Raw genomic sequence first — 12,969 nt, 5'->3', positions numbered from 1 at the left:
TTTCTCCCTCGGCCCGGTTGTATTGATTGGTTCCAACTGACGGGAACCAGTATCGGAAGAGCGGGGCGGAGGAGACAGTTCAGAGCGGTGTCAGTCCGGTATCAGTTCGGTATCAGTTAAATCACCAAACAGTCGGTTCAGCCAGTGATCGCGGCCAGGATGCTGGGGTACACTCGACCGGCTGCCAGGCCATCACGGCCCGGCATTCGCTGATCTCGACATCCGTTTGTGCGGTTATTGGCGTGCCTGCCCAGGGTGACGGGGCGGCCGGGGCTATCGACATGGATTCCAGGAACCCTTCATTTTCCGCCACGGCCAGGACTGAGCCGGTGATTTCCGACGGCCGCGTGTTGCTCGATGGCGGGTTGCTGAAAGGCCTGCGCAAACAGCATGGCCTGAGCCAGGAAACCCTCGCCGAAGCCTGCCTGAACCGTCACCTGTGTGTGTCCATCGCGTCCATCAAGCGGGCCGAGACGGGTAAGCCCGTGCTGTATCGCACCGCTCGCCACCTGGCCAGCGCCTTCGACGTCGATGTCAGTGCCCTGCTCGGGCAATCGGTGGCGACGGCACTGGACGAGATCGAGCAGGCCATTGGCGAATTCCACGACAGCGTATTTCCGGCGCAGGCGGCGGATTATGCGGTCATTCGTTATGTGCTGGAATTGTGCTTCGTCACCGACCCACTCTCCGATACCACGGCCTCGGCGCTGCTGTTTGCCGAAGAAATCCAACGCTTGATCCGGCAGTTCGGCGGTGTGCCGGTCGAGGGTGCGCCGGGTCTGGTCATCGCCCGGTTCGGTTCGCCACAGGCCTATCGCAGTGACAGCGAACGCGCCTTGCTGTGTGCCCTGGCGCTGAGCCGCGAGCAGTTTGTGCGGGCGGGACACGGTATCGCGCTGCGGCTGGTTCGCGAGCGTCGCGACGTCGAGGCGCTGCCGGCCGAGGCGCTGGCCCTGATTCACCATGGGTTTCCCGTGCAACATGGCAATGCCCCGGTGCATGTCGCGCAGAACCTGGTCGAGCAACTGTCGTCGCGGTTCGAGTTCGCCGCGGGCGATGCCGCGTTTCCCGCCTATCGGCGATGCCAGCGCCAGCGCAGTCTCGATGAAAACGCACCGCGGCCGCTGGTGGGCCGGGCGATAGAAGTGCTGCAGTTCAAGGGGGTGATCGAAGCCACCCAGGAGTGCCAGGACGGTCATGTGGTCTACCTGCGTGGCATGGCCGGCATCGGCAAGACGCGGCTGGTCAGCGAGTTTTTCGAGATGGCCCGGCAGGGCGGTTTTGCCTGCCATCGCGGCGATGTGCTGGATTTCGGCATGGACCACGGCCTCTGGCCCCTCGGGCAACTGGTGTGCAGCCTGCTGGCGCCGGGGACGTCGGCACCCATGAGCGGGACGGCGCTGGAAGCGGCGGCGATGGGCTTGAAACTGTCAGCCGAGCAACTGATGTTCCTGCAGATGCTGACGGGCCTGCATCCCGCCGGCGAGTCGTTCAAGGCGCAACAGGCGCTGTATGCGGCGATGAGCAGTGAGGCACGCACGCAAGGCCTGTTCAACGGGTTGCTGCACTTGCTGCTGCGGATCGCGGTGCAGCAACCCTTGCTGATTGCCATGGAGGACCTGCACTGGGGCGACGCGACATTTTTCGCCATGCTCGGCAAGTTGCTCAATGCCACCGACGAGGCTCCGATCGTCTGGCTGCTGACCTCCCGCCCCGAGGGCGATCCGCTGGAAAGCCAGCTGCGCCCGCACTGCGCCAATCCCATGAGCCTGCTCGATATCGCGCCGATCCGCACCCGCGAGGCGGCCGTGCTGGCGGAGCAGTTTCCCGAGATCGATCCGGCCTATCGCGCCGACTGCGTGACGCGGGCCCAGGGCAATCCGTTGTACCTCACGCAATTGCTGTCGAGCCAGGAGGGCGTGCTTCCGGACAGCCTGCGGCATCTGGTGCAGACCCGGGTGGACCGGTTTGCCCCGGAACAGCGCCGGGCCCTGCATTACGCCGCCGTGCTCGGCAATCGCTTCGAACTGGCGCTCTGGCGCGAGGCGCTGGGCAAGCCCGACTACGTCCCCGACGTGCAGTGGCGCCAGAGCCTGTTGCGAGAGGTCGAGCCGGGCAGCTACATGTTTGTCCACGATCTGGTCATGCACTGTCTCTACGACGCGATGCCGCAGGCCCTGCGCGAACAATTGCACCGCGCGGTGGCAACGCTCTACCGCCATCGCGACCCCATCCTGCATGCCCAGCATCTGCTGCGCGCCGACGCGCCGGAGGCCTTCGACGCGCTACTGGTGGCGATGCGCGAAAAGCTCCAGGCCTGCCAGTACGACAGCGTCCTTGCCCTGGGACAGCAGGCGGCCAGTCGGGGCGAGCGGGCCGCGAGCAGCTTCGACCTGGCCTTGCTCCGCGCCCAGGCATGCTCGGGCCTGGGCCGGACGCTCGAGGCGCGTGACAGTTTCCAGCAGGCACTGACACTGGCCGCCCGGGACGAAGAACGGATCGAAGCGGCGCTGGGACTGGCGGCGGTACTGAACACCCTCGATTGCCTGGACGAAGAAGAGCACCTGATCGAACAGACCCTGCCCGTCGCCCGGGAGCAGCAGGCACATACGGCACTGGCCCGGCTGTATCACCTGCGCGGCAACATCTATTTCCCGCGGGGCGACTATGCCGAGTGTCGTCGCCTGCACGAAGAGTCCCTGTCCTTTGCCCGCATCGGCCTGCACCTCGAAACCCAGGCCAAGGCCCTCAGCGGCATCGGCGATTCCTACTATGCCCAGGGCAGCATGCAGACCGCCTACGAGGTCTTTGATCAGTGTGTGCGCCTGTGCGAGCGTCATGAGCTGGTGCAAGTGGAGGCGGGCAATCGCAGTGCGCGGGGTTCGGCGCAGTTCTACCTGGGCCACTCGGAACCGGCCCTGCGCGACGCGATGCAGGCCATCGAGAGCAGTCGCCGGATCGGCAACCACCGGGCGGAAGTGTTTTCCCGCCTGACCGCCGCCTGGGTGCTGTCGGCGGCCGGCCGCGATGGCGAAGCGGGGCAGGCGTTGTCCGCAGCCCTTGAGCTGGCGCGTAACCTCGGTGCCAGTCGTTTCGAGGCGATTCTCCTGGAAGGGCTGGCGCGGGTGGCGCTGCGCCAGGGCGAGCGGGGACGGGCGCAGGGCTTGATCATGGAGGCGGTGGAGCGGGTCGAGCGTTTTGGCCTGCAACGCTATATCGGCCCCTGGGTCTACGGCAGCCTGGCATTGATGCTCGACGACGAGGTTCTCAAACGCCAGGCGTTGGAGCGGGGCGAGGCCCTGCTCGACCAGGCGTGCCTGGCGCACAATGTCCTGCAGTTCCGTGTGAGCGCCGCCGAAATCTGCCTGCTGGCGGGCGATATCGAACAGGCGATCAGTCATGGACAGCGGATGGCGGTTCTTCCCGAGTCGGCTTCCTGTGCCTGGATCCGACACCATGTGCGCCTGATCGGCGCGGCAGGGCACTGGCTGCGGAATGGCGATCGTTCGAGCGCCGAGTTGCTGCGTGCCATCCGCCGCGAAGCCGAGCAGCTCGGCTTTGCCGCGACCATGCCCGAGCTGCTGGCGGTTCTCGACCGGTCTGCCTGAACGCCGGCTCAGGTTTTCCAGTTCGCCCGCTGTTCCAGCAGGAAATCGACGAACGCCTTGAGCCGCTGCGGTACATGTCGGCCATGGGGATAGAGCAGGGTGAAGGGGCGCGAGCGTCCGGTGTAGGGCTTGAGTACTTCCACCAGCGTACCCTCGGCGAGTTCCTGCTCGACGATAAAACGGTAGGTCTGGAACAGGCCGGCGCCATGCCTGGCCAGGGTCACGCCACCGAGTACGTCCTCCGAGCAGCAATAGCCGCTGTCCGCCAGCACTTCCCGGTCCTTGCCGTCTTCCTTGAACAGCCAGGCGATCCGTCGACCGCTGCTGGGCAGCTCGAACTGGATGCACTCGTGCTGTTGCAGGTCCTCCAGGCACTGGGGTGTTCCGGCCCGCCGCAGGTAGTCGGGGCTGGCGACCATCACCAGCGCCGCGTCCTCCAGGTGCCGGGCAATCAGCCCGGAGTCGGGCAGCACGCGGACGCGGATCGCCAGGTCATACCCTTCCTCGACGAAATCGATATTGCGGTTGCTGATATGGGTCTCGACCTTCACCGCCGGGTAGCGGGCGCGGAACGCCGGCAGCAGTGGCAGGATCCGGTGGTGCGCATAGGTGGTGGGGATGCTGATGCGCAGGGTGCCGGCGGGTTCCTGCTGCTTGCCCATGACCTCGCGCTGGGCCTCCGACAGTTGGGTCAGCGCCTGCCGGCACTGTTCGAAATAAGCGCGGCCGCCTTCGGTCAGGCGCACGCTGCGGGTGGTGCGGGTAAACAGCCGCACCCCCAGGCGTTCCTCCATCCGCGAGATCGACCGGCTCACCGCCGCCGGCGTGACCCCGGCCACCGAGGCGGCGGCGGTGAAGCTGCCGGCTTCGGCGGCCAGGCAGAACAGCTCGATGCTGCCAAGGAGGATGTCATCGAATTGTCTACGCATGATTGATTACACCGAGGATCAAATAAAGGTCGGGGCTCGATATTGCCCCGACCGCGGTTGATCAATACAGTGAGTTCAACGTGGACGCAATCCCTTGGAGAACAACATGCCTTTTGTCAGTGTGCGCATCACCCGTACGGGCGTGACCCGGGAGCAGAAAGCCCAGGTCATCGCCGAAATCACCGAGACCCTGGAGCGGGTGCTCGGCAAGGCTCCGGACCTGACCCATGTGGTGATCGAGGAAATCGATACCGACAACTGGGGGCACGGCGGCTTGAGTCTCACCGAGATCCTCAAGTCCGAATCCAACCCCCTGTAGGAGCCGGCTTGCCGGCGATCCAGGCAACGCGGTCTGACAGGAGATCGCGTCGATACCATCGCCACAGCAAGCCGCCTCCCATGGGGCGGACTCAGTGTCCGCCCACCACCCGTGCCGAACCTGGCGCGGGTTCGGCATACACCGGCCCCAGGCGATCGAGGCGACCGCTCCAGGCGGTCAGCGCCAGGGCGACCAGCACCACCAGCCCGCCGATCCAGGCGGTATGAATCAGACCCAGGTGGGCGACGATCAGGCCGCCGGCCCAGGCGCCGCCGGCGATACCCAGGTTGAACGCGGCGATATTCAAGCCTGACGCCACATCCACCGCTTGCGGAGTGTGATGCTCTGCCTGGCGGACCACATACACTTGCAGGCCTGGCACGTTGCCGAAGGCGACCGCACCCCAGACCAGCACTGTAGCCAAGGCCAGCCACGGGTTGCTGGCGGTGAAGGTGAGGACGAACAGCACGGCGGCCAGCAGCAGGAAGATCAGTTTCAGCGCGCCGATCGGGCCACGCTTGTCGGCCAGCTTGCCGCCCCAGATATTGCCCACGGCGACCGAGATGCCATACACCAGCAGCACCAGGCTGACGGTCCCGGCGCTGAAGCCGGAGATGTCCTGGAGAATCGGCGCGAGGAAGGTGAAGGCGATGAACGAACCGCCGTAACCCACCGCCGTCATCGCATACACCAGCAACAGGCGTGGCTGTTTCAGCACCTGCAATTGTTGCAGCAGCGACGCCGGCTTGCTGTGGGCAATGTTTTTCGGCACGTAGATCAGGCTGCCGATAAAGGCGATCACACCCAGGGCCGAGACCGCCAGGAAGGTTTCCCGCCAGCCGAAATGCTGGCCGATGAAAGTCCCCAGGGGCACGCCGGTGACCAGCGCTACGGTCAGGCCGGTAAACATGATCGCAATCGCGCTGGCGGCTTTTTCCTTGGGCACCAGGCTGGTGGCGATGGTCGAGCCGATGGAGAAGAACACGCCGTGGGCCAGGCCGGTGACGATCCGCGCAATGATCAGCGATTCATAACTCGGCGCCTGCCAGGCCAGCAGGTTGCCGAGGGTGAACAGCACCATCAGCGACAACAGCAGCAACTTGCGCGGGACCTTGCCGGTGAGGGCGGTGAGCACCGGGGCGCCGATGGCGACACCCAGGGCATACAGGCTGACCAGCAGGCCGGCGGATGGCAGGCTGACCCCGAGGTCGGTGCCGATGGTGGGTAACAGGCCAACGATGACGAACTCGGTCGTCCCGATGGCGAAGGCGCTTAGGGTCAGCGCGAGCAAGGCAATGGGCATGGCTGCAAACTCCGGTGGGTTTAAATCAGGAGCGCAGTGTCGTTGTTTCACTTGTGCGGAAAAATACAGGTATCGGCACAACATATTTGAACTGAATGCAAATATCCCCTGGTTGATCGCTCCCATGCGCGGCGTGTGATGACCGCCGTGATACCGGGTGGCGGGGAATCTTCATCCACTTCGAACCGAACTTTGCTGATGCCCAGGCACTCAGTTTCTTACAGAGACTGCCGAAGAGGGCCCATCCGTGTTCCGGTTCAAGCTGGCAATCATGCTTTCGATTTTTCTGTTGTCCGTCAGTTGCGGCGTGGGCGCTGCGCCAGCTGCCGCGCCACCGACCCAAGCCTCACCGCCGCCGCTGGTGCAGGGTGGCCTGCTCGGGGCCCTGAGCTCCAGCATCGAGGACGTGCAGGACAAACTCGACCTCAACGAAAACCTGCTGGACGCCTGGCGCCTGCGCGCCGACCGGGCCGCCGATGAAATGGATCGGCTGGTCAGCCAGACTGTCGACCGCTCGCCCTGGAGCGTCGCCGCGGATTTCATCCTGCTGTCCCTGACCTGGATCGGCAGCTTTGCCGGGCTGGCGCTCCTCGGCCGACTCGCTGCCCGCCGGTTCAATCGCCATCGCCTGTTGCAGTCCCGCGAGCGCAGCCAATCGCTGGTGGGGTATGTGCTGCCCTACATGCTACCGGCGCTGATCAGCCTGCCGCTGACCCTCTACGCCAGCCACTTCCTGCCGACCTCCGTCGGTCGCGCGCTGGCGCTGTGCCTGGCCTATGCCACCAGCAGCGGCGTGTTCTCCACCGCGCTGCTGCTGTCCCTGAGTGTGCTGTTCGATGTCGGCCACAAGCGCCGGGCGGTTCGCATCATCCGTGACTACAGCCCGCGTCCGCTGTTTCTGATCGGCTTCCTCGCGGCCCTCAGCGATGCCCTGACCAGCCCGCAGATCGCCCGCCAGCTGGGCGGCAATATCACCAGCAGCGTGGCGGTGTTCACCGGCCTGTTCGCTTCGATCCTGTTCGGCGTGCTGGTGTTCCGCCTGCGGCGTCCGGTGGCGCACCTGATCCGCAACCGTTCGCTGGCCCAGCGCCTGGGCCAGCCGGCGCTGCAGGAATCGCTGCGGATCTTTTCCGGCCTGTGGTACTGGCCGATCCTGCTGATGGTGCTGGTGTCGGCGATCAACCTGATCGGCGCCGGCGAGGACAGCCAGAAAGCCCTGCGCTGTGCCTTGCTGACCACCGTGCTGCTGATCGCCACGGTGTTTCTCAGCACTATTTTCCAGCACCTGTTCAAGGCCCGCGGAGCCCTGGCGATCCAGCGCAGCAGCGTCTACAAGGAACGCCTGCTGAGCCTGCTGCATGCGCTGTTGCGGATTGCCCTGGCCGTGACCTTCATCGAATTGCTCGGGCGGATCTGGGGACTGTCGCTGTATGAGTTCGCCGTGCAGAACACCGTGGGCCGGGCCATCAGTGACGCCCTCAGCCGTATCGGCCTGATCCTGCTGGCCACCTGGCTGCTGTGGGTGGTGCTCGACACGGCGATCCAGGAGGCCTTGAAGCCGCCGATCAACCGCCGTTCCTCGAAGCAGCCGAGCATGCGGGTCAAGACCATCCTGCCGCTGCTGCGCAATGCGGTGAAGATCATCCTGGTGGTGATCTGCACCATCACCACCATGGCCAACCTGGGGATCAATGTCGCGCCGCTGCTGGCCGGTGCCGGGGTTGTCGGGCTGGCGATCGGCTTCGGCTCCCAGCAACTGGTGCAGGATGTGATCACCGGCTTGTTCATCATCATCGAGGACACCCTGTCCATCGGCGACTGGGTGGTGCTCGATTCCGGCCATGCCGGCACGGTCGAAGGCCTGACCATCCGCACCCTGCGCCTGCGCGACGGCAAGGGCTTCGTGCATTCGGTGCCGTTCGGCCAGATCAAGGCGGTCACCAACCAGTCGCGGCAATTCGCCTTTGCGTTCTTCTCGGTACAGTTCACCTACGACACCGATGTCGACAAGGCCAGCGCGCTGATTCGCGAAGCGGGGCGCTCGATCAGCGAGGACAGCTTTCTCAAGTTCAACCTGCAAGGCCCGCTGGAGGTGTTCGGCGTGGATCGCATGGACCTCAATGGCGTGGTCCTGACGGCACAGTTCCGCACCGTGTCGGGTGGGCAGTACAGCGTCAGCCGGGCGTTCAACGAGCGCCTGAAGAAACTGGTGGACCAGAGCCCGTGGGTGCATTTCGCGCAGACGTATCCACAGCAGGTGATGTTGCCGAACCGTACGCCGGTGCTGGAAGACGAGCCGCAGGTGCCTCCGGCAGAGGCTGCGCCGGTGGTCTTGTCGCGGCCCCAATAGCCGCCGGATGATCAGTGGCGGATCAGTTTCTGCCGGACCTCGGCCGCCGCCTGCTGCTCCAGCTCCAGCCAGAACAACGGCTTGCCGGCGATTTCAGCCGCTACGGGCACGCCATCGCGATACACCAGCCGATTGCCCGCCAGCGCCGGGACCTTGCTGCCCGGCAACAGCGTGCCGGCGAGGTTCAACGGGTCGGCGCCACACACCGCGACGAGGCTGCCATCCAGGGGCCGGCGACGTACCTCGCGCAGCAGCGGGATGGCTTCGGGCAAGGCGAACTGTTCGCCGGCCAGGCCGCTGACAAAACGTCCGCCGCGAATCTCGCCACGGGCTTCCAGGCGATGCAAGGTGCGTAGCAACTCGCGCCAGCTCGGCAGCCATTCCGCTTCCCGTTCCAGCAGACGCCAGAACACCACGCCATAACGACGCAGCAAGGTCATGGCAACCTGTTCAAGGGTTTCCTCCGGCAGTCGCTCGGAGCCGGTCGCCTGCGTCGAAGGCCGGCGCAGCAGCGCCCAGCGTCCGGCGTCGTCCATTCCGCCGACAAAGGCCCCGCGCCCGCGGCGACCGGGACGCTGCTGGCGTTTGCTGGCCGGGGTGATCAACGCCCGCAGCCCGGCGAAACTGTCGGCATTCACCAGGCCGGCGCCCACCAGTTCCTGCAACGCCGTCTCCAGCTCGGTGGGCAACAGATGGGCTTCGTGCAGCAGTTCATCGAAGAACAGCGCGCCGTGCTCGCTCAAGGCCGTATGGACTTTCAAGGTTCGCGGCGACAGTTCCTCGATGGCCGTCTGCTGCGCCAGGCTGCTCCATAGCTGCAGCCGATTGCGGGGCAACAACACGATCGGGGTGCTGCGCAACGTGGTGCTGGCAGCCTTGTTGCGCGCGTTCAGGCGTGTCCAGACCAGCTTGCCCGAGCGACACAGGTCATCCAGCCAGGTCGACGAATAATCCTTCAGGCGCGCGCTCAGCAGATCGCTGTCCCAGGCTCCGGCGGCGGCCGCATAACCTTCGAGCTGGCTGACAATCATCGGCAACGCGGCGTTGCCCTGGGCCTGGCTGGTACTGGACAGGTGCTGCCATTCGAACAGGAAACGCATGAAGTCCTGGAGGGCCACGGGTTCGATCTCCCGCCGCAGGCGCTTGACCGTATAGCGGTGAATACGCGCCAGCAGATGCCGTTCGCACCATTGCTCCGATGTCGCCCCGAGGGTGAATTGTCCACGCAGCACATAACCTTCACTTTCCAGTTTCGCCAGGGCCTGGGCCAGTTGAGCTTCGTTCAGCGCCAAGGGCGCGGCGATCTCGCGTAGCGACAGCGGGCCAAAGCCGCTGAGGCGGGCGCGCAGCACTTCGACGGCGGCAGCGTCCGCCTCCCAGGCCTGGTCGAAATCCGCCAGTGGCAGCAACGGCGGTTGCGCAATGGCCTGTGGATAAAGCGCCAGCAGGCAGGTCAGGCGCTCCAGGGCGACCCACAAGCCGTGGCCGTCGACCCGCAGGCAGGTGGCGCGACCGCTGGCGGCCAGGGCCTCGAGCCAGCCCGGCCAGTGCTCATTGGCCTCGGCCTCGACTGCGCTGATCACGGCGAGACTCATCAGCGCCTCATGCATTTCATCCGTGCCGTTGGGCTGTGGCCAGGCTTCCGCGCGCACCGCGGCAATGGCCTCGTTGTCCAGCGCGCCGAGATCGTCGGTACTGCTCGGGTCGCTCCAGCGGCGATTGAGCACGGCCTGGGTCCGCCGCTCTTCCAGCGGCGCATCGTCGAGAAAGGTATAGGGTTTGGCGCTGAGGATTTCCGCCGCCAGCGGCGATGGCGCCGGCAGGTCGCGGGCGATCAGGCGTACCTCTCCGGCCTCCATGCGCCGCAGCAGGGCCAGCCAGCCTTCGCTGTCCATGGTTTCGTGCAGGCAATCGTCGAGGGTCTGTTCCACCAGCGGATGGTCGGGAATCTCGCGCTCGCCGGCGAGGTTTTCCAGGCAGGCGATCTGGTCCGGAAAGACACAGGCCGTCAGGTCCTCGCCTTTCATCCGCTGGATCTGCGGCGGCACCTTGCGCCCCCCGACAAAGCGCGGCAGCGCCAGCGCGACCCCGGCATTCCAGCGCCAGCGCACGCCAAACAGCGGCGCGTCGAGCACCGCCTGGACGAGGATCTGCTCGGCACTGTTGCTGCGCAGATAACGCCACACTTCCTCCAGGGCAAAGCTGTGGCTGGTGGAGAGCGACAGGACAATGGCGTCCTCGCTCGCGGCGGCCTGCAATTCGAAATTGAAGGTACGGCAGAAACGCTTGCGCAGGGCCAGGCCCCAGGCGCGGTTGACCCGGCTGCCGAACGGCGTGTGGATGATCAGCTGGGTGCCGCCGGACTCGTCGAAGAACCGCTCCATCACCAGGGTGTCGCGGGATGGCAGGGCGCCCAGGGCCAGGCGGGCGCGGGCGAGGTATTCGACGATCTGTTCGGCGCCGGCCGGCTCCAGGCCGATGCTGTCGCGCAGCCAGTCGAGGCTGGGCTGCAAGTCACCGGGCGTGGCCCCCAGCAGTTGATCCAGATGCCCGTGCAGGCGTGCCACGGCGAAGGACAGTTCGTTGCTGCGTCCCGGCGCTTCGCCGAGCCAGAAGGGAATGCTCGGCGGCTGGCCATGGGCATCCTCGACCCGCACCTTGCCGGTTTCGACCCGCAGGATCCGGTAGGAGCTGTTGCCCAGCTGGAACACGTCGCCGGCAATGCTTTCCACCGCGAAGTCTTCATGGACGCTGCCGATATTCAGCGCCTGGGGTTCCAGCAGCACGGCGTAGTCGGCGTTGTCCGGAATCGTCCCGCCACTGGTGAGTGCCGTCAGCTGGCTGCCGCGACGCCCGCGCAGGGTGCGGGTCAGCGCGTCCCGATGGAGGTAGGCGCTGCGCAGTCCCTGACGGCTGTTGAACCCCTCGGCGAGCATCTGCAGCAATGCCTGGTAATGGGCTTCGTCGAGGCCGGCATAGGGGCTGGCGCGGCGGATCATGTCCAGCAGCGCGGCTTCCTGCCACTCCTGGCAACTGACCTCGGCGACGATCTGCTGCGCCAGCACATCCAGCGGCGCCCGGGGAATCAGCAGGGTGTCCAGTTCGCCCCGGCGCACGCAATCGAGCAGGGCGGCACATTCGATCAGGTCATCGCGCGAGGTCGGGAACAGGCGGCCCTTGGGGGTCCCATCGATCTGGTGACCGGAGCGACCCACTCTTTGCAGGAAGGCCGAAATGGACCCTGGCGAACCAATCTGGCAGACCAGTTCGACCTCGCCGATATCGATGCCCAGTTCCAGCGAAGCGGTGGCAATCAGCACTTGCAACTCACCGCGCTTGAGCCGTTGCTCGGCCTCCAGGCGCTGCTCCTTGGCGAGACTGCCATGGTGGGCGGCGACCGCTGCCTTGCCCAGGCGCTCGCTCACGTGGCGGGCCAGTCGTTCGGCCAGGCGCCGGGTGTTGACGAACACCAGGGTGGTGCGATGTTCCCGCGCCAGTTCGGCGAGTCGTTCGTAGACCAGCTCCCAGACGTCATTTGCCATTACCGGGCCCAACGGCACCGGCGGCACTTCGATGCCCAGGTCCCGTGGGCGGGCATGGCCGATATCGATGATCTCGCAGGGGCGTTCGTTGCCCGCGAGAAAACGCGACACCGCGTCGATGGGCTTTTGCGTGGCGGACAGGCCGATGCGCAACAACGGCTCGCGGCACAGCGCCTGCAGGCGTTCGAGGCTCAGGGCCAGGTGGCTGCCGCGCTTGCTGGCGGCGATGGCGTGGATTTCGTCGACGATCACCGTGCGGGTGGTGGCGAGCATGCGCCGCCCGGAGTCGGAGCCGAGCAGCACGTACAGCGATTCCGGGGTGGTGACCAGGATATGCGGTGCGCTCTTGCGCATCTGTGTGCGGTCTTTCTGCGGTGTATCGCCGGTCCGCACCGCGGTGCTGATCTGCAATGGCGGCAGACCCTGCTGTTCGAGCTCGGCGGTGATGCCGGCCAGCGGTTCCTGCAGGTTGATGCGGATATCGTTGGACAGCGCCTTGAGCGGCGAGACATAGACGACGAAGGTTTCGTCCGGCAGCTTGCCGCCCTGGTCCAGGCCCTGTCGCACCAGTTCATCGATGACCGCGAGAAAGGCCGTGAGGGTCTTGCCGGAGCCGGTGGGCGCGGCGATCAGCGTCGAGCGGCGCTGGCGGATCAACGGCCAGGCACGCGCCTGGGCGGCGGTGACGTCCGGGAAGGTCCTGCGAAACCAGGCACTGACGGCCGGATGGAACGCCGCCAGAGCGCCGGGGGCTGGTTCGGGAAGGTTCATACCCTACTTTATGCGGGCGATGCGGATAAAGTGCAAGGCTGTGGGGACCGCAAGGCACTTTCCCCGTGACGGTTGCATCCGAAACCCGCAAAATGCAACGATTGTGGTTATTGCCAACGGGAAAACCTCGGTTTTGCCGCCAACCTC

General features: G+C 65.7%; 6 protein-coding genes. 3 read left to right on the top strand and 3 right to left on the bottom strand.

Annotation, left to right across the window (positions count from 1 at the left end; translation table 11 throughout):
* Positions 1–281 precede the first annotated feature (281 nt).
* Positions 282–3,608, top strand: coding sequence for a tetratricopeptide repeat protein (locus tag KI243_RS29185; protein WP_212810183.1), 3,327 nt, complete (start codon positions 282–284; stop codon positions 3,606–3,608).
* An 8-nt stretch (positions 3,609–3,616) separates the two neighbouring features.
* On the opposite strand, the gene KI243_RS29180 is transcribed toward KI243_RS29185, so the two are convergent.
* Positions 3,617–4,537, bottom strand: a complete 921-nt coding sequence (locus tag KI243_RS29180; protein WP_177083872.1) for a LysR family transcriptional regulator — start codon at positions 4,535–4,537, stop codon at positions 3,617–3,619.
* A gap of 106 nt (positions 4,538–4,643) precedes the next feature.
* Between KI243_RS29180 and KI243_RS29175 the strand changes: the two genes are divergently transcribed.
* Positions 4,644–4,856 carry a 4-oxalocrotonate tautomerase family protein gene (locus KI243_RS29175; RefSeq protein ID WP_017123266.1) on the top strand — a complete coding sequence of 71 codons (213 nt, stop codon included), beginning with the start codon at positions 4,644–4,646 and terminating at the stop codon, positions 4,854–4,856.
* Between the two features lie 91 nt (positions 4,857–4,947).
* Here KI243_RS29175 and KI243_RS29170 read toward each other — a convergent pair whose 3' ends face one another.
* Positions 4,948–6,159: an MFS transporter gene (locus tag KI243_RS29170; protein WP_017123267.1), complete on the bottom strand. Its 1,212-nt coding sequence runs from the start codon at positions 6,157–6,159 to the stop codon at positions 4,948–4,950.
* A gap of 271 nt (positions 6,160–6,430) precedes the next feature.
* Between KI243_RS29170 and KI243_RS29165 the strand changes: the two genes are divergently transcribed.
* Positions 6,431–8,509 carry a mechanosensitive ion channel domain-containing protein gene (locus KI243_RS29165; protein ID WP_212810182.1) on the top strand — a complete coding sequence of 693 codons (2,079 nt, stop codon included), beginning with the start codon at positions 6,431–6,433 and terminating at the stop codon, positions 8,507–8,509.
* An 11-nt stretch (positions 8,510–8,520) separates the two neighbouring features.
* On the opposite strand, the gene KI243_RS29160 is transcribed toward KI243_RS29165, so the two are convergent.
* On the bottom strand, positions 8,521–12,822 hold the full coding sequence (locus KI243_RS29160) for a DEAD/DEAH box helicase (protein WP_212810181.1): 4,302 nt from the start codon (positions 12,820–12,822) through the stop codon (positions 8,521–8,523).
* Positions 12,823–12,969: the final 147 nt, after the last annotated feature.

Source organism: Pseudomonas sp. Ost2 (genome assembly GCF_018326065.1).
Taxonomy (GTDB): Bacteria; Pseudomonadota; Gammaproteobacteria; order Pseudomonadales; family Pseudomonadaceae; genus Aquipseudomonas; species Aquipseudomonas gingeri.
The sequence above is the reverse complement of the archived record's forward strand: the minus strand, read 5'-3'. Positions and strand labels throughout refer to the sequence as shown.

Bases quoted from the DNA above. Each gene is read 5' to 3' on its own strand.
- KI243_RS29185 (WP_212810183.1), top strand. From the start codon at position 282: ATGGATTCCAGGAACCCTTCATTTTCCGCCACGGCCAGGACTGAGCCG.
- KI243_RS29180 (WP_177083872.1), bottom strand. From the start codon at position 4,537: ATGCGTAGACAATTCGATGACATCCTCCTTGGCAGCATCGAGCTGTTC.
- KI243_RS29175 (WP_017123266.1), top strand. From the start codon at position 4,644: ATGCCTTTTGTCAGTGTGCGCATCACCCGTACGGGCGTGACCCGGGAG.
- KI243_RS29170 (WP_017123267.1), bottom strand. From the start codon at position 6,159: ATGCCCATTGCCTTGCTCGCGCTGACCCTAAGCGCCTTCGCCATCGGG.
- KI243_RS29165 (WP_212810182.1), top strand. From the start codon at position 6,431: ATGCTTTCGATTTTTCTGTTGTCCGTCAGTTGCGGCGTGGGCGCTGCG.
- KI243_RS29160 (WP_212810181.1), bottom strand. From the start codon at position 12,822: ATGAACCTTCCCGAACCAGCCCCCGGCGCTCTGGCGGCGTTCCATCCG.